The 16,080-nt window shown below is 69.9% G+C and carries 14 protein-coding genes; 5 read left to right on the top strand and 9 right to left on the bottom strand.

Translation table 11 applies throughout. The features are described 5' to 3' along the window. Window positions 1–47: 47 nt before the first annotated feature. Genes pgl through tkt form a run of 5 tightly spaced genes read right to left on the bottom strand, consistent with a single transcriptional unit; the run spans window position 48 to window position 6,624 of the window. Window positions 48–782 carry a 6-phosphogluconolactonase gene (gene pgl, locus AB0O76_RS41455; protein ID WP_365502467.1) on the bottom strand — a complete coding sequence of 245 codons (735 nt, stop codon included), beginning with the start codon at window positions 780–782 and terminating at the stop codon, window positions 48–50. Between the two features lie 41 nt (window positions 783–823). Then, complete coding sequence (gene opcA, locus AB0O76_RS41450; RefSeq protein WP_365502459.1) at window positions 824–1,852, bottom strand: glucose-6-phosphate dehydrogenase assembly protein OpcA; 1,029 nt, start codon at window positions 1,850–1,852, stop codon at window positions 824–826. Beyond that, window positions 1,849–3,381, bottom strand: coding sequence for a glucose-6-phosphate dehydrogenase (gene zwf / locus AB0O76_RS41445; protein WP_365502465.1), 1,533 nt, complete (start codon window positions 3,379–3,381; stop codon window positions 1,849–1,851). The genes opcA and zwf overlap by 4 nt, the downstream gene beginning before the upstream one ends. After that, window positions 3,378–4,496 (bottom strand): transaldolase, encoded by a 1,119-nt coding sequence (gene tal / locus AB0O76_RS41440; protein WP_365502457.1) that lies wholly within the window; start codon window positions 4,494–4,496, stop codon window positions 3,378–3,380. The genes zwf and tal overlap by 4 nt, the downstream gene beginning before the upstream one ends. 34 nt (window positions 4,497–4,530) lie before the next feature. Then, on the bottom strand, window positions 4,531–6,624 hold the full coding sequence (gene tkt / locus AB0O76_RS41435; protein ID WP_365502455.1) for a transketolase: 2,094 nt from the start codon (window positions 6,622–6,624) through the stop codon (window positions 4,531–4,533). Between the two features lie 400 nt (window positions 6,625–7,024). On the opposite strand from tkt, the gene AB0O76_RS41430 reads away from it, so the two are divergent. The 3 genes from AB0O76_RS41430 (at window position 7,025) to AB0O76_RS41420 (ending at window position 10,101) form a co-directional block, all read left to right on the top strand. Next, window positions 7,025–7,978, top strand: coding sequence for a heme o synthase (locus tag AB0O76_RS41430; protein WP_365502463.1), 954 nt, complete (start codon window positions 7,025–7,027; stop codon window positions 7,976–7,978). Between the two features lie 585 nt (window positions 7,979–8,563). Next, the gene (locus AB0O76_RS41425; protein WP_365502453.1) at window positions 8,564–8,911 is read left to right on the top strand and encodes a hypothetical protein; all 348 of its coding nucleotides are present in this window, start codon (window positions 8,564–8,566) and stop codon (window positions 8,909–8,911) included. A 101-nt stretch (window positions 8,912–9,012) separates the two neighbouring features. Beyond that, window positions 9,013–10,101 (top strand): amidohydrolase family protein, encoded by a 1,089-nt coding sequence (locus tag AB0O76_RS41420; protein WP_365502451.1) that lies wholly within the window; start codon window positions 9,013–9,015, stop codon window positions 10,099–10,101. A gap of 6 nt (window positions 10,102–10,107) precedes the next feature. Here the strand turns inward: AB0O76_RS41420 and AB0O76_RS41415 are convergent, their stop codons facing one another. The 4 genes from AB0O76_RS41415 to AB0O76_RS41400 form a co-directional block, all read right to left on the bottom strand. Further along, the gene (locus tag AB0O76_RS41415) at window positions 10,108–11,130 is read right to left on the bottom strand and encodes a COX15/CtaA family protein (RefSeq protein WP_365502449.1); all 1,023 of its coding nucleotides are present in this window, start codon (window positions 11,128–11,130) and stop codon (window positions 10,108–10,110) included. Window positions 11,131–11,193: 63 nt separating this feature from the next. Further along, a complete protein-coding gene (locus AB0O76_RS41410) occupies window positions 11,194–11,964 on the bottom strand; it encodes an ABC transporter permease (protein WP_365502447.1) in 771 nt (256 codons plus the stop codon). Next, on the bottom strand, window positions 11,961–12,887 hold the full coding sequence (locus AB0O76_RS41405; protein ID WP_365502445.1) for an ABC transporter ATP-binding protein: 927 nt from the start codon (window positions 12,885–12,887) through the stop codon (window positions 11,961–11,963). The genes AB0O76_RS41410 and AB0O76_RS41405 overlap by 4 nt, the downstream gene beginning before the upstream one ends. Window positions 12,888–12,933: 46 nt before the next feature. After that, window positions 12,934–13,746 (bottom strand): AAC(3) family N-acetyltransferase, encoded by an 813-nt coding sequence (locus AB0O76_RS41400; RefSeq protein WP_365502443.1) that lies wholly within the window; start codon window positions 13,744–13,746, stop codon window positions 12,934–12,936. 161 nt (window positions 13,747–13,907) lie between these two features. Between AB0O76_RS41400 and AB0O76_RS41395 the strand changes: the two genes are divergently transcribed. Together AB0O76_RS41395 and sufB are read left to right on the top strand one after the other, a co-directional pair. Then, window positions 13,908–14,630: a metalloregulator ArsR/SmtB family transcription factor gene (locus AB0O76_RS41395; protein WP_365502441.1), complete on the top strand. Its 723-nt coding sequence runs from the start codon at window positions 13,908–13,910 to the stop codon at window positions 14,628–14,630. Continuing rightward, the gene (gene sufB, locus AB0O76_RS41390; protein ID WP_135329420.1) at window positions 14,627–16,048 is read left to right on the top strand and encodes a Fe-S cluster assembly protein SufB; all 1,422 of its coding nucleotides are present in this window, start codon (window positions 14,627–14,629) and stop codon (window positions 16,046–16,048) included. The genes AB0O76_RS41395 and sufB overlap by 4 nt, the downstream gene beginning before the upstream one ends. Window positions 16,049–16,080: the final 32 nt, after the last annotated feature.

Raw genomic sequence — 16,080 nt, 5'->3', positions numbered from 1 at the left:
GTCCCCACGAGGAGGACCGGGCCGCGGCGCGTGCGTCGTCGCCGGCGTCAGGGAGAAGCCGGCGGATACAGATCGCGCGGCAGCTGCGAGGCCGCCGCCGCGTCGAGCAGCCACAGGGTGCGCGACCTGCCGTACGCACCGGCAGCCGGAGCCTGCACCTCGCCGGCGCCCGACAGGGCGATCGCCGCGGCGTTCGCCTTGTCCTCGCCCGCCGCGAGCAGCCACACCTCGCGGGCCGCCCGGATCGCCGGGAGCGTGAGCGTGATGCGGGTGGGCGGCGGCTTGGGCGCGCCGTGCACGCCGACCACCGTGCGCTCCGTCTCACGGACCGCGGGCAGCTCAGGGAAGAGCGAGGCGACATGCGTGTCGGGGCCGACGCCCAGCATCAGTACGTCGAACGTCGGCACCGGACCGTGGTCCTCGGGGCCCGCCGCAGCGACGAGCTCGGCAGCGTACATCTCGGCGGCCGCGTCCACCTCGTACGCGCCGTCCGACGCGGGCATCGGATGCACACGCGCCGGGTTGAGCGGCACCGAGTCGAGCAGTGCCTCCCTGGCCTGGGTGTAGTTGCGCTCCGGATCGCCGTCCGGCAGGAAGCGCTCGTCGCCCCACCACAGGTCGAGGCGCGACCAGTCGACCGCGTCCTTCGCCGGGGCCGAACTCAGCGCCGCCAGAAGGCCGTTGCCGTTGCGGCCGCCGGTGAGGACCACCGACGCGTAGCCCCTGGCGGACTGCGCGTCGACGATCTTTGTGATGAGGCGGGCCGCCGCGGCCTGCGCCATCAGCTCCTTGTCGCGGTGCACGACCAGCTGCGGGGCCGCGCTCACTTCGCCGCCGCCTTCTTGGCCGGGGCCTTCTTCGCCGGAGCGGCCTTCTTCGGCTCGTCGGCGGGCTGCCCGGCGGGCGGCGCCGTCGTCTGCGACGCCGGCTCACCGAGCCGCTCCACGCCGAACTTCAGCGCGGACGCGTAGGTGTCGTCCGGGTCGAGACGGCGCAGCTCCTCGGCGATCAGCTCGGCCGTCTCGCGGCGCTTGAGCGCCACCGCACGGTCGGGCTGCCCCTGCACGGAGAGCGTCGCGAGCGAGCCGTCGGAGCGGCCGAGCACGATGGGACCGCAATCGGTCTCCATACGTACGCTGGTCAGGCCCGGGCCCGTCGAGATCGAACGCTTCACCGGGACATTCAGCCGGTCCGCGAGCCACATCGCGAGCAGCTCGCAGCTCGGGTTGAACTCCTCGCCCTCCACCTCGACCGACGTGACCTTGCACGTGACCTGGTCCAGGGCGGCCGCGAGCATCGAGCGCCACGGCGTGATCCGGGTCCAGGACAGGTCCGTGTCGCCGGGGTGGTACGCCTCGGCGCGCGCGGCCAGCTCATGGATCGGCTGCTCGGCGGCGTAGGTGTCCGTGACGCGGCGCTGGGCCAGCGAGCCCAGCGGGTCGTTGGACGGGTCGAGCGGGGCGTTCACCGGCCACCAGACGACCACGGGGGCGTCGGGAAGCAGCAGCGGCAGGACGACCGACTGGGCGTGGTTGATGACCTCGCCGTACAGGCGAAGGACGACCGTCTCGCCGGTGCCCGCCTCGACGCCGACCCGCACCTCGGCGTCCAGGCGCGACGTCGTGCGGTCACGGGGCGAGCGCGCGGCGCGCCGGATGACGACCAGGGTGCGCGAGGGGTGCTCGCGGGACGCCTCGTTGGCGGCCTTCAGGGCGTCGTAGGCGTTCTCCTCGTCGGTGACGATGACGAGGGTGAGCACCATGCCGACGGCCGGCGTGCCGATCGCGCGGCGGCCCTGCACGAGCGCCTTGTTGATCTTGCTGGACGTGGTGTCCGTAAGGTCGATCTTCATGGCCGACGCCAGCTCCGTCCGTCTCGTGCGAGCATTTCGTCCGCCTCGGTCGGGCCCCAGGTGCCTGCCGGGTACTGCGCGGGCTTGCCGTGCTTGTCCCAGTACTGCTCGATCGGGTCGAGGATGTTCCAGGACAGCTCGACCTCCTCCGTGCGCGGGAAGAGGTTGGCGTCGCCGAGCAGGACGTCCAGGATCAGGCGCTCGTACGCCTCCGGGCTGGACTCGGTGAAGGACTCGCCGTACGCGAAGTCCATCGACACGTCCCGGATCTCCATCGAGGTGCCGGGCACCTTCGAGCCGAACCGGACCGTGATGCCCTCGTCGGGCTGGACGCGGATGACGATCGCGTTCTGCCCGAGCTCCTCGGTCGCCGTGTGGTCGAAGGGGGAGTGCGGGGCGCGCTGGAAGACGACCGCGATCTCCGTGACGCGGCGGCCGAGGCGCTTGCCGGTGCGCAGGTAGAAGGGGACGCCCGCCCAGCGGCGGTTGTCCACCTCCAGCTTGATGGCCGCGTAGGTGTCGGTCTTCGACTTGGGGTCGATGCCGTCTTCCTGGAGATAGCCGACGGCCTTCTCGCCGCCCTGCCAGCCCGCCGCGTACTGCCCGCGGACCGTGCTCTCGCCGAGGTTCTTGGGCAGCCGGACCGCGCCCAGAACCTTCGCCTTCTCCGCGACAAGCGCGTCCGCGTCGAAGGAAGCGGGCTCCTCCATCGCGGTCAGCGCCATCAGCTGGAGGAGGTGGTTCTGGATGACGTCACGGGCGGCGCCGATGCCGTCGTAGTAGCCGGCGCGGCCGCCGATGCCGATGTCCTCGGCCATGGTGATCTGGATGTGGTCCACGAACGACCGGTTCCAGATCGGCTCGAACATCTGGTTGGCGAAGCGCAGCGCCAGGATGTTCTGGACGGTCTCCTTGCCGAGGTAGTGGTCGATCCGGAACACCTGGTCCGGGTCGAACACCTCGTGCACGATCGAGTTGAGGTCCTTGGCGGACGCCAGGTCGTGCCCGAACGGCTTCTCGATGACCGCGCGGCGCCAGGAGCCCTCGGGGGCGTCCGCGAGCCCGTGCTTCTTCAGCTGCTGGACGACGTCCGGGAAGAACTTCGGCGGTACGGACAGGTAGAAGGCGAAGTTGCCGCCCGTGCCCTGCGCCTTGTCGAGGTCCTGGATGGTGGCCTTGAGCTGCTCGAAGGCCTCGTCGTCGTCGAAGTTGCCCTGGACGAAGCGCATGCCCTGGATGAGCTGCTGCCAGACCTCCTCGCGGAAGGGGGTGCGCGCGTGCTGCTTGACCGCGTCGTGCACCTCCTGCGCGAAGTCCTCGTCCTGCCACTCGCGCCGGGCGAAACCGATGAGGGAAAAGCCCGGCGGAAGAAGGCCTCGGTTGGCGAGGTCATAGACGGCGGGCATCAGCTTTTTACGGGACAAATCGCCCGTGACGCCAAAGATGACCAGGCCCGACGGCCCCGCGATACGCGGGAGCCGTCGGTCTGCGGCGTCACGCAGCGGATTGCTGCTTGACAAGATGGTCAGCCCTCCGAAGGGGTGAGGCGCTTGAGCTCCGCCTCGGTGGACTTGAGCAGATCGTTCCAGGACGTCGCGAACTTCTCGACGCCCTCGTCCTCAAGGAGCTGTACGACATCGTCGTAGCTGATGCCCAGCTTCTCGACGGCCGCGATCTCGCCGCGCGAGGCGTCGTACGTCCCGGCCACGGTGTTGCCCGTGATCCGGCCGTGGTCGGCGGTGGCGTCGAGGGTCGCCTCCGGCATCGTGTTCACCGTGTTCGGCGCGACCAGGTCGTCGACGTACAGGGTGTCCTTGTACGCCGGGTCCTTGACGCCGGTCGATGCCCACAGCGGACGCTGCTTGTTGGCCTGAGCCTTGTCGAGCGCGGCCCAGCGGTCGGAGGAGAAGACCTCCTCGTACGCCTCGTACGCCAGACGCGCGTTGGCGAGCGCGGCCTTGCCCTTGAGGGCCTTGGCCTCGTCGGTGCCCAGGCCGTCCAGGCGCTTGTCGATCTCGGTGTCCACGCGGGACACGAAGAAGGACGCCACCGAGTGGATCTTGGAGAGGTCGAGGCCCGCGGCCTTCGCCTTCTCCAGGCCCGCCAGGTACGCCGCCATGACCTCGCGGTAGCGCTCCAGCGAGAAGATCAGCGTCACGTTTACGCTGATGCCCTTGCCGATGACCTCGGTGATCGCGGGCAGGCCCGCCTTCGTCGCCGGGATCTTGATGAGGGTGTTCGGGCGGTCCACCAGCCAGGCGAGCTGCTTGGCCTCGGCGACCGTCGCCTCGGTGTTGTGCGCCAGGCGCGGGTCGACCTCGATCGACACACGGCCGTCCTGGCCGCCCGTCGCGTCGAAGACCGGGCGCAGGATGTCGGCGGCGTCACGGACGTCCGCCGTCGTGATCATGCGGATGGCCTCTTCGACGGTGACCTTGCGGGCGGCGAGGTCGGCGAGCTGCTGCTCGTAACCGTCACCGCTGCTGATCGCCTTCTGGAAGATCGACGGGTTCGTCGTGACACCCACCACGTGGCTCTGGTCGATCAGTTCGGCGAGGTTGCCGGACGTGATCCGCTTGCGCGACAGGTCGTCCAGCCAGATCGCGACGCCTTCGTCGGAGAGGCGCTTGAGTGCGTCTGTCATGGGATTACATCTCCTACTTGGTCGTATGTCGGCGTCAGCGCTGAGCGGCGTCGAGTGATTCCCGGGCGGCGGCGGCGACCGCGTCGCCAGTGAAGCCGAACTCGCGGAAGAGCACCTTGCCGTCGGCCGAAGCGCCGAAGTGCTCCAGCGAAACGATGCGTCCGGCGTCACCCACGAAGCGGTGCCAGGTCAGGCCGATGCCCGCCTCGACCGCCACACGCGCCTTCACCGAAGGCGGAAGGACGCTGTCGCGGTAGCTCTGGTCCTGCTCCTCGAACCACTCGACGCACGGCATCGAGACGACGCGCGTCGGAACGCCGGCGGCCTGCAGCTGCTCGCGCGCCTCGACGGCGAGCTGCACCTCGGAGCCGGTACCGATGAGGACGACCTCGGGCTTGCCGCCGTCGGCCTCGAACAGGACGTAACCGCCCCTGACCGCGCCCTCGGTGACCTCGCGGTCGTACGTCGGCACGCCCTGACGGGTCAGCGCGAGGCCGTGCGGGGCGCCCTTGCCGAACACCTTGGTGTAGCGCTTGAGGATCTCGCGCCAGGCGACGGCGGTCTCGTTCGCGTCCGCCGGGCGGACCACGTTCAGGCCCGGGATGGCGCGCAGCGATGCGAGGTGCTCGACCGGCTGGTGCGTCGGGCCGTCCTCGCCGAGGCCGACGGAGTCGTGCGTCCACACGTACGTCACCGGCAGGTGCATCAGCGCGGACAGACGGACGGCGTTGCGCATGTAGTCGGAGAACACCAGGAAGGTGCCGCCGAAGATGCGGGTGTTGCCGTGCAGCGCGATGCCGTTCATCTCCGCGGCCATGGAGTGCTCACGGATGCCGAAGTGGATCGTGCGGCCGTACGGGTCGGCCTCCGGCAGCGGGTTGTCCGCCGGGAGGAACGACGACGTCTTGTCGATCGTCGTGTTGTTCGAGCCCGCGAGGTCGGCCGAGCCGCCCCACAGCTCGGGGATGACCGGACCGAGCGCCTGGAGGACCTTGCCGGACGCGGCACGGGTGGCGACACCCTTGCCCGCCTCGAAGACCGGGAGCTTCTCCTCCCAGCCGGCCGGCAGCTCGCCCGCGGCGATGCGGTCGAACTCCGCGGCGCGCTCCGGCGACGCGGTGCGCCAGGCGGCGAAGCCCTTCTCCCACTCGGCCTTGGCGTCACGGCCGCGGTCGAGCGCCTCGCGGGCGTGCGCGAGGACCTCGTCGGCGACCTCGAAGCTCTGCTCCGGGTCGAAGCCGAGGACGCGCTTGGTGGCCGCGACCTCGTCGGCGCCGAGCGCCGAGCCGTGCGCGGCCTCGGTGTTCTGCGCGTTCGGCGCGGGCCAGGCGATGATCGAGCGCATCGCGATGAAGGACGGCTTGTCCGTCACCGCCTTCGCGGCCTGGATCGCCCGGTACAGGGCGGCCGGGTCGAGGTCGCCGTTCTCCTTGGGCTCCACGCGCTGGACGTGCCAGCCGTAGGCCTCGTAGCGCTTCATCGTGTCCTCGGAGACGGCCGTCTCCGTGTCGCCCTCGATGGAGATGTGGTTGTCGTCCCACAGCAGCACGAGGTTGCCGAGCTTCTGGTGCCCGGCCAGCGAGGACGCCTCCGATGAGATGCCCTCCTGGAGGCAGCCGTCGCCCGCGATCGCGTAGATGAAGTGGTCGAACGGCGACTCGCCCTCGGCGGCCTCCGGGTCGAACAGGCCACGCTCGTAACGGGCGGCCATCGCCATGCCCACGGCGTTCGCGACGCCCTGGCCCAGCGGGCCCGTCGTCGTCTCCACGCCCGTGGTGTGCCCGTATTCCGGGTGGCCGGGGGTCTTCGAACCCCAGGTGCGGAACGCCTTCAGATCATCGAGCTCCAGGCCGAAGCCGGCCAGGTAGAGCTGGATGTAAAGGGTCAGTGACGAGTGGCCCGCGGAAAGAACGAACCGGTCGCGCCCCGTCCACTCGGCGTCCGCGGGGTCGTGCCGCATCACCTTCTGGAAGAGGGTGTAGGCGGCAGGCGCGAGGCTCATGGCCGTACCCGGATGGCCGTTGCCGACCTTCTGTACGGCGTCGGCGGCCAGGACGCGGGCGGTGTCAACAGCCCGCTGGTCCAGTTCGGTCCACTCGAGGTCAGTGGTGGTCGGCTTGGTGCTCACCCTGAGTCAGGGCTCCTCTCCACATGTCGAATGCCGGCGATGGAGATCCCACCGGCCGATGTCGAGCCTACCGCTGTAAAGACGTGCATTTTTTCGAGTCATTCCAGACTGCCGGGACGCGCCGGGATCCGCCTGTCGAAAGGGATCCGCGCTGTTCACCATGTGAAGTCGAGGCCGCTCAGATGGACTGTCTGAACGAGTGCCGGGCCGCTCATCTGAACGGGTGTCGCGCGGTGTTTCCGGGGACCTTTCCGGGCACTCAACACGCCGCTCAACACGACCCCACCCCCGCGAAGGGCGAGGTATGGGCAACGTCTACAGTGGCGTGGTACGCGCGAGCCTTTACCGGATCTTCATGTCCGAACGTCCGAAGTGGCTTGCTGGGAAGTCTCTGTCAGGGGTGTGCGTGACGGCCGTTGAATCCCGTCCAGCGGGAGCGATTGGGACGAGCTCTAGCCCAAGCCACCGGCCGTTCGGGGCCCGTGTCATGGCGTTCGTGGCGCTGACCAAGCCGCGGATCATCGAGCTGCTCCTGATCACCACCGTTCCGGTGATGTTCCTCGCCGAGCAGGGTGTGCCCGACCTGTGGCTGGTCCTGCTGACCTGTGTGGGCGGCTACCTCTCCGCGGGCGGCGCCAACGCGCTGAACATGTACATCGACCGTGACATCGACGCGCTGATGGACCGTACGTCGCAACGGCCCCTGGTCACCGGCATGGTGAGCCCCCGCGAATGCCTGGTCTTCGGCATCTCGCTCGCGGTGATCTCCACGCTCCTGTTCGGCCTGACCGTCAACTGGCTCTCGGCCTGGCTCTCCCTGGGCGCGCTGCTTTTCTACGTGGTCGTCTACACGATGATCCTCAAGCGCCGCACCTCGCAGAACATCGTGTGGGGCGGCATCGCGGGCTGCCTGCCGGTTCTCATCGGCTGGTCCTCGGTCACCAACTCGATGTCGTGGGCGCCGGTCATCCTCTTCCTTGTCATGTTCTTCTGGACGCCGCCGCATTATTGGCCGCTGTCCATGAAGGTCAAGGACGACTACGCGCGCGTGGGCGTCCCGATGCTGCCGGTCATCGCGTCGAACAAGGTGGTCGCCCGCCAGATCGTCCTCTACAGCTGGGTCATGGTCGCCGTGTCCCTGCTCCTTCAGCCGCTCGGCTACACCGGCTGGTTCTACACGGCGGTCGCCCTGCTCTCCGGCGGCTTCTGGCTGTGGGAGGCGCACGGCCTGCAGACCCGCGCCAAGGCCGAGGTCACGGGCGGCAAGCTCAAGGAGATGCGGCTCTTCCACTGGTCGATCACCTATGTCTCGCTGCTGTTCGTGGCGGTGGCGGTGGATCCCTTCCTGCGCTAGGCCTCCGGCCCGGTCGACGGTTTTTTTGAGGCCCCAGCCGCCCTCGCGGGCGGCTGGGGCTTTGTCGTGTGGTGCGCCGGACGTGCGCGTCGCTGCTCCACCGGTCGGCCCAGGCGCAGGCGCTGCACGCAGCGCCTGCGCCGCCCTCGCGTTGGTCTGCGCCCTCGCGTTGGTCTGCGACCCCGCGTCGGCCCGACCCGGCGTCGGTCTGTGTCGCGTGTGTCGGCTGCATCGCCGGAGCCGCCCGTGTCGCCCGTGTCGGCCGCGTTGCCCGCGCCAGCGGCGTTGCCCGTGTCGCCTGTGGCGCCCGTGTGCCCGAGCCGCCCATGTGCCCGTGTCGCCCAAGCCGCCCGCGTCGTCCGTATCGGCCGCGTCGCCCGCGTCAGCGGCGTTGCCCGAGCCACCCGAGTCGCCCGAGCCAGCCGCGTCGCCCGCGTCGGCGGCGCCCGCGCCTGCCGCGTCGCCCGAGCCCCCGCGCCTGCCACGCCGCCCGCGTCGCCCGAGCCCCCCCGTCGATGTCCGCGTGGGCGACGCCACTCACCCCGCCCGTCGCCAGACGATCTACCCGTCGGTAGCATCCTGCCCATGGCAGACACGCAGCAGGTGGACGACAGCAAGCAGGCCGCGAAGGCCGAGCGGAAAGCGGCCAAGCTGGCCAAGGAGATCGGGGCCTTTGCCCGCGCGCACGGTGGTGCCGAGGGGCAGATCGCGTACATCGGGCACGAGGGCACCCGGATCGTCCTCGTCGGTGAGGACGGTGGGTGGGGTGATCTCGTGGCGCCCACCTACGCCATCGCGCAGAGCGCCGTGGAGAAGGCCGGGATCACCGTCCACGAGAACTTCGACGGCGATTTCGCGGCCAAGGTGAAGACCGGGCCCTACGAGTGGACGCGCATGGCGGGCATTCAGCTCGGCGGGCCCAGCAACGGCTGACGGCTCGCGGTCGATGTCGTACAGACTGGCCGAAAGCAACACCTGACGCCCGGGTCACCCGTTAGGACCGTAGGAGCACGGTCCGTCTACCGGGAGCCCGGATGATCGAAACGCCGTCCCTGGTGGACCACTACTGCCATGGCGTGCTGCGCACGGAGCTGGGCCTCGGCACCTTCGAGGCCCACCTCGGCCGCGGCGATGGCCCGCCCGCGCCCGGCACCACCTTCTTCGACACCCAGACGGGCTTCGCGGTACGCCGCTGGTGCCCGCCGCTGCTCGGCCTCGAACCGCACTGCCCGCCCGCCCGCTATCTCGCCCGCCGTCGCGAACTGGGCGTACTCGAGGCGGCCCGGCGGCTGTTGCGGGGCAGCGGCATCACGACGTATCTCGTCGACACCGGGCTGCCCGGAGACCTCACCGGGCCAGGGGAGATGGCGTCCACCGGTGCCGCCGACGCACACGAGATCGTTCGCCTGGAATTGCTGGCCGAACAGGTTGCCGACACCTCAGGCACCGTCGACTCCTTCCTCGCCAATCTTGCCGAGTCCGTGCACGCGGCGGCCGCGGGCGCCGTCGCCTTCACCTCGGTCGCCGGCGTCCGGCACGGTCTCGCCCTGACGCCCGAACCGCCGGGTCCCGGGGAAGTGCGGGGCGCCGCGGGCCGCTGGCTCTCCGGGCGGCAGGTGGGCGGCGCCCTTGGCGACCCCGTACTGCTGAGGCATCTGCTGTGGATCGCCGTCGCGTCGGGGCGCCCGCTGCAGCTGCACGCGGGGGCCGGCGACCCGCAGGCATACTTCGGCGGCTTCGCACGGGCGACCGCGGGGCTCGGCACCGATCTCGTACTGCTGCACGGCTACCCCTACCACCGGGGCGCCGCCCATCTCGCGGGCGACTTCCCGCATGTGTACGCCGATCTGGGCCCCGCGCTGGTACGCACCGGGGCCCGCGCGGCGGCCGTACTCGCGGAGATCCTGGAGCTCGCGCCGTTCGGCAAGGTGCTCTTCTCCAGCGGCGCGCACGGGCTTCCCGAGCTGCACGTGGTGGGCGCGCGGCTGTTCCAGGAGGCGCTGGGCAGGGTGCTCGGCGGCTGGGTCGTGGAGGGTGCGTGGTCGCTGGCGGACGCACAGCGGGTGGCGGGGCTCGTCGCGGCGGGCAACGCCCGCCGCGTGTACGGGCTTTCGGAGGGCTGAGCCCCGTCAGACCGCCGACAGGCGGGAGTCGTCGGCCTGCGCCGGGACCTCCACCGTGGCCAGCGGGCGCTCGCGCAGCGAGAGGAGCACCCTCATCACGCCGATCCACACCAGGCAGGAGCCGAACATGTGCAGGCCGACCAGGAGCTCGGGCAGGTCCGTGAGGTACTGGACGTAGCCGATCGCGCCCTGGGCGAGCAGGATCAGGAACAGGTCCCGGGTGCGGTTCAGCGGGCCCTTGGGCGCGTCGACCGCCTTGAGGACGAACCACAGGGCGAACGTCAGGGTCACCACGATCCAGGCGAGGACCGCGTGCAGCTTGGTGACGCTCTCCCAGTCGAGGCCGATCGGCTCCAGGTTCATCCGCGGTACGTCACTGGAGTCACCCGCGTGCGGCCCCGCACCGGTCACGACCGTGCCCAGGGCGATCAGCAGCACGGACACCCCGACCAGGACCCACACCAGCTGCGCCACGGCCTTGCCGACCAACGGGCGCGGCTCTGCGTCGCCCTCGCGGGTGCGCTGCCACATCGTGACGGCGACCGCGATCAGGGCGGTGGAGAGCAGGAAGTGCGCCGCGACCGTGTACGGGTTCAGGCCGACGAGTACGACGATGCCGCCGAGCACCGCGTTGCCCATGACCAGCCAGAACTGGACCCAGCCGAGCCGGGTCAGGCTGCGCCGCATCGGCTTCTGGGAGCGGGCCGTGATGATCGCCCAGCCGACGGCCGCGCACAGCACGTACGTCAGCAGGCGGTTGCCGAACTCGACGTACCCGTGGAAGCCCATCTCGGTGGTGGCGGTGAGCGACTCGTCGGTGCACTTGGGCCAGGTCGGGCAGCCGAGCCCCGATCCTGTCAGCCGGACGGCGCCGCCGGTGACCACGATGCACACCGTCATCGCGAGCGAGATGAGGGCCGCGCGCCGGACGGTCCGCTGCCGCGGGGTCCAGCGTTCAGCGATGAAGGCGAGCGGGTTGCGCACGGCTTGAGCGGCGTCGGCTCGGGTCACGTTTGGCACGGGCCCCATCGTAGGGGGCCGCTTGTGCACGGCTTCACGAGGGGGACGTAAGTGGCGTATTTGTGACGCCGGTTACTCCCAGCGGAAGAATTTCGCCGCCGCGCCGAGCCCCAGAACCGCCCAGACCGCGAGGATTCCGAGGCCCCCCCACGGCATGCCCGCACCGTGCTGCAGCACGTCCCGAAGCCCGTCCGAGAGCGCCGAGATGGGGAGCAGACCGAGCAACGACTGGGCGGCGTCGGGGAACTTGTCGAGCGGCACGATGACGCCGCCGCCCACGAGCAGGAGCAGGAAGACCAGGTTCGCGGCGGCGAGTGTCGCCTCGGCCTTGAGGGTCCCGGCCATCAGCAGGCCGAGCCCGGAGAAGGCGGTCGTACCGAGGATCAGGAGGAGGAGTACGGAGACGGGGCTGCCCTGCGGAGACCAGCCGAGCGCGAAGGCGATGACCGTGAGCAGCGCGATCTGCAGGACCTCGGTGACAAGGACCGACAGGGTCTTGGCCGTCATCAGGCCCCAGCGGGGCAGCGGTGACGCGCCGAGCCGTTTGAGGACGCCGTAGCGCCGCTCGAAGCCCGTCGCGATGGCCTGCCCGGTGAACGCCGTCGACATCACGGCGAGCGCGAGGATGCCGGGCGCGAGGAAGTCGACGGCCTCGCCCTTGCCGGTGTCGACGATGTCGACCGCGCTGAACAGCACGAGCAGCAGGGTCGGGATCACGACCGTCAGAAGCAGCTGCTCGCCGTTGCGCAGGAGCATCTTCGTCTCGAGTGCCGCCTGCGTGGCGATCATGCGGGGGAGCGGGGCGGCGCCCGGCTTCGGTGTGTACGTACCGGCGGCGCTCATCCGCGCAGCTCCTTGCCTGTGAGCTCCAAGAAGACGTCTTCCAGGGTGTGGCGTTCGACCGCGATCTTCTCCGGCATGACGCCGTGCTGGGCGCACCAGGAGGTGACCGTGGCGAGCAGCTGGGGGTCGACCGTGCCGCTCACGCGGTAGGCGCCGGGGGTGAGTTCGGCGGCCGCGGAGTCCGGCGGCAGCGCCTTGAGAAGGGAGCCGACGTCGAGTCCTGGGCGCCCGCTGAAGCGCAGGGTGTTCTCGGCGCCGCCGCGGCACAGCTCCTCGGGGCTGCCCTCGGCGATGACCTTGCCCGCGTCGATGATCGCGACGTCGTCGGAGAGTTCCTCGGCCTCGTCCATGTGATGCGTGGTGAGGATGACGGAGACTCCGTCGCGCCGCAGATCGCGTACGAGATCCCAGGTGGCCCGGCGTGCCTGCGGGTCGAGGCCCGCGGTGGGCTCGTCCAGGAAGACAAGATCGGGCCTGCCGACCACGGCCATGGCGAGCGCGAGGCGCTGCTGCTGGCCGCCGGAGAGCCGCCGGTAGGTGGTGCGGCCGCAGCTCTCCAGGCCCAGGCGCTCGATCAGAGCGCCCACGTCCAGGGGGTGTGCGTGCAGCTTCGCCACGTGCCGGAGCATCTCGTCGGCGCGGGCGCCGGAGTAGACGCCGCCGGACTGGAGCATCACGCCGATCCGCGGGCGCAGCGCCGCGGCCTGCGTGACCGGGTCGAGGCCCAGGACGCGGACCGTGCCCGCGTCCGGCCTGCGGTAGCCCTCGCAGGTCTCGATCGTGGTGGTCTTCCCGGCGCCGTTCGGCCCGAGGACGGCGGTGACGGTGCCCGCGCGGACCCGGAGGTCGAGGCCGTCCACCGCGGTCTTCTTGCCGTACCGCTTGACCAGGCCGGTGACCTGGACGACGGACTCAGTTCCCATGGCGGGAAGTCTAGAGAGGGGGAGAAGGGGCGCGGGCAGGGGGCTGTCAGCCCGCCCACTCGGCCCGTGAGCGGTGGGTGTCCAGCCACCTCTCCGCGTACGCGACCGCGTCGGCGACGGGAAAGAGCCGAGCCGTCGCCGCGCCGACGGCGCCGCGCACCACAGGCCTGTCCCGCTCGAAGTCGGAGCCGAGTTCCTCGAAGCCCTCGTCGGAGATCGAGGGCTCGCGCACCGTCGTCCAGCGGCGCCCCTCCGGTGTCATGACCGCGAAGGAGTTCTCGACCTCGGGGGCGGGGATCCGGTACTCGGCCAGGTGGAAGGCGGTGCAGGAGTCGAAGCCCGCGCCGAGCAGCAGTACGCGCGCGTGCTCCTTCTCCAGGCGGGCCAGCGGGCTGCGCTCGCCGAGTCGGCAGTCGAGCGCGTGCCCGTCCATGAGGGCGGCCGCGCGGGGGCCGATCGCCGCGAAGGAGGTCTGCGGGTGTGCGCTGCGGACGGCTCCTGGCCAGGTCCGTACGGTCTCGGGGATCACGCCCACGCCACGGGTGGGCGCGGTGCGCGGGTCGTACGCGGGGATGGAGGCGCGGATCTCGGGCCACCAGGACTCGGGCACGGGAGGGTTCTCCCACTCGGCGGGGTCCGAGTTGTCGCTGGACTGCGCGGGGACCACCAGCGTGCCGATTTCGCCCAGGGCGTCGAGCAGTGATTGCACGACGGCGATCTGGCCACCGCTGACCCAGCCGAGCGCGCTGAGCGAGGAGTGCACGAGGAGGGTCTCGCCGGGCCGCACGCCGAGCTCGCGGAGGTCGGCCGCGAGGGAGCTCCGCGTACACAAAGGGCCGGTGGGAGGGGGTGTGGGCATGGTCCGGGAGTCTTCCCGGACCGCTCGCCCGGCGCCACCGATTTGATCGATCAGTGATCATTTCCGCAGGTCAGCTTAGGTATGCCTAAGTGATGCAGCGCACCGGACCGTGATCCGGACGCGGGTTGTCAGGCTCTGAGGAATTACGCAACAATGGCGTTGTGAAAAACGTTGGCGAGGCTCCGCAGGAGGAACTCGCGACCGGGGAGCGGTCTACGCGCAACCGGGTCGCGCGCTCCGTCCTGGATCACGGCCCGTCCACCGTCGCGGACCTCGCGAAGCGCCTCGGCCTCACCCAGGCTGCCGTACGCAGGCACCTCGACACCCTCGTCCACGAGAACGTGGTCGAGGCCCGCGAGCAGCGGGTCTACGGCACGCGTACGCGCGGCCGCCCCGCTAAGGTCTTCGCCCTGACGGACTGCGGCAGGGACGCCTTCGACCAGTCCTACGACAAGCTCGCCGCCGACGCCCTGCGCTGGATCGGCGAGCGGCACGGCGAGGGAGCGGTCGTCGAATTCGCCCGCGAGCGGATCGCCTCCCAGGCCGAGGCCTACCGCAAGGCGATCGACGCGGCGCCCCCGGAGCAGCGCACCGAGGCTCTTGCGAAGGCGTTGACCGCCGACGGGTACGCTGCTACGGCGCGCAGCGCGCCGGTAGGCGAGCAGCTGTGCCAGCACCACTGCCCCGTCGCTCATGTCGCCGAGCAGTACCCGCAACTGTGCGAGGCGGAGACGGAGATCTTCTCCGTCCTGCTCGGAACGCATGTCCAGCGGCTCGCCACCATCGCCCACGGCGACGGCGTCTGCACGACGTTCATTCCCCGCAACACCCCACAGACCACACATAACGCATCTGCAAGCACGGCCGGGAGGAACCCCGCATGACTCTCCCCACGGAGACTGCCCACCCCGAACTCGAGGGTCTGGGTACGTACGAATACGGCTGGGCCGACTCCGACGCGGCTGGTGCCTCTGCCAAGCGCGGCATCAATGAGGACGTCGTCCGGGACATTTCGGCCAAGAAGTCCGAGCCGGAGTGGATGACCAAGCTGCGCCTCAAGGGCCTGCGCCTCTTCGACAAGAAGCCCATGCCCAACTGGGGCTCGGACCTGTCGGGCATCGACTTCGACAACATCAAGTACTTCGTGCGCTCCACGGAGAAGCAGGCGGAGTCCTGGGAGGACCTGCCCGAGGACATCAAGAACACGTACGACAAGCTCGGCATCCCCGAGGCGGAGAAGCAGCGCCTCGTCGCCGGTGTCGCGGCCCAGTACGAGTCCGAGGTCGTCTACCACCAGATCCGTGAGGACCTGGAGGAGCAGGGCGTCATCTTCCTGGACACGGACACGGCGCTGAAGGAGCACCCGGAGCTCTTCAAGGAGTACTTCGGCACGGTCATCCCCGTCGGTGACAACAAGTTCGCGTCGCTGAACACGGCCGTCTGGTCCGGCGGCTCGTTCATCTACGTCCCCAAGGGCGTGCACGTCGAGATCCCGCTCCAGGCCTACTTCCGCATCAACACGGAGAACATGGGCCAGTTCGAGCGGACCCTGATCATCGTGGACGAGGACGCCTACGTTCACTACGTCGAGGGCTGCACCGCGCCGATCTACAAGTCGGACTCGCTGCACTCCGCGGTCGTCGAGATCATCGTCAAGAAGGGCGGCCGCTGCCGCTACACGACGATCCAGAACTGGTCGAACAACGTCTACAACCTGGTCACCAAGCGCGCCGTGGCGTACGAGGGCGCGACCATGGAGTGGATCGACGGCAACATCGGCTCCAAGGTGACGATGAAGTACCCGGCTGTTTACCTCATGGGTGAGCACGCCAAGGGTGAGACCCTCTCCATCGCCTTCGCGGGCGAGGGGCAGCACCAGGACGCCGGTTCCAAGATGGTCCACATGGCGCCGAACACGTCCTCCAACATCGTGTCGAAGTCCGTGGCGCGTGGCGGTGGCCGCACCTCCTACCGCGGTCTCGTCGAGATCGGCGAGGGCGCTCACGGCTCGAAGTCGAACGTGCTCTGTGACGCACTGCTCGTCGACACGATCTCCCGTTCGGACACCTACCCGTACGTCGACGTCCGCGAGGACGACGTCTCCATGGGTCACGAGGCGACCGTCTCCAAGGTCTCCGACGACCAGCTCTTCTACCTGATGAGCCGCGGCATGACCGAGTTCGAGGCCATGGCGATGATCGTCCGCGGCTTCGTCGAGCCGATCGCCAAGGAGCTGCCCATGGAGTACGCCCTGGAGCTGAACCGGCTGATCGAGCTGCAGATGGAGGGCTCGGTCGGTTAAGACCGGCCGCGTCCCCGTAGCAGCGAGCAGAC

Source organism: Streptomyces sp. NPDC086554, assembly GCF_040686095.1.
GTDB lineage: Bacteria > Actinomycetota > Actinomycetes > Streptomycetales > Streptomycetaceae > Streptomyces.
This window is presented reverse-complemented; position numbering and strand designations above follow the sequence as displayed.

What these genes read in the sequence shown, in the direction of transcription:
- tal (WP_365502457.1), bottom strand. Translation starts at nt 4,496, where the DNA reads ATGACAGACGCACTCAAGCGCCTCTCCGACGAAGGCGTCGCGATCTGG.
- AB0O76_RS41425 (WP_365502453.1), top strand. Translation starts at nt 8,564, where the DNA reads ATGGCAGACACGCAGCAGGTGGACGACAGCAAGCAGGCCGCGAAGGCC.
- AB0O76_RS41400 (WP_365502443.1), bottom strand. Translation starts at nt 13,746, where the DNA reads ATGCCCACACCCCCTCCCACCGGCCCTTTGTGTACGCGGAGCTCCCTC.
- AB0O76_RS41405 (WP_365502445.1), bottom strand. Translation starts at nt 12,887, where the DNA reads ATGGGAACTGAGTCCGTCGTCCAGGTCACCGGCCTGGTCAAGCGGTAC.
- AB0O76_RS41410 (WP_365502447.1), bottom strand. Translation starts at nt 11,964, where the DNA reads ATGAGCGCCGCCGGTACGTACACACCGAAGCCGGGCGCCGCCCCGCTC.
- pgl (WP_365502467.1), bottom strand. Translation starts at nt 782, where the DNA reads ATGGCGCAGGCCGCGGCGGCCCGCCTCATCACAAAGATCGTCGACGCG.
- AB0O76_RS41415 (WP_365502449.1), bottom strand. Translation starts at nt 11,130, where the DNA reads ATGGGGCCCGTGCCAAACGTGACCCGAGCCGACGCCGCTCAAGCCGTG.
- opcA (WP_365502459.1), bottom strand. Translation starts at nt 1,852, where the DNA reads ATGAAGATCGACCTTACGGACACCACGTCCAGCAAGATCAACAAGGCG.
- sufB (WP_135329420.1), top strand. Translation starts at nt 14,627, where the DNA reads ATGACTCTCCCCACGGAGACTGCCCACCCCGAACTCGAGGGTCTGGGT.
- AB0O76_RS41420 (WP_365502451.1), top strand. Translation starts at nt 9,013, where the DNA reads ATGATCGAAACGCCGTCCCTGGTGGACCACTACTGCCATGGCGTGCTG.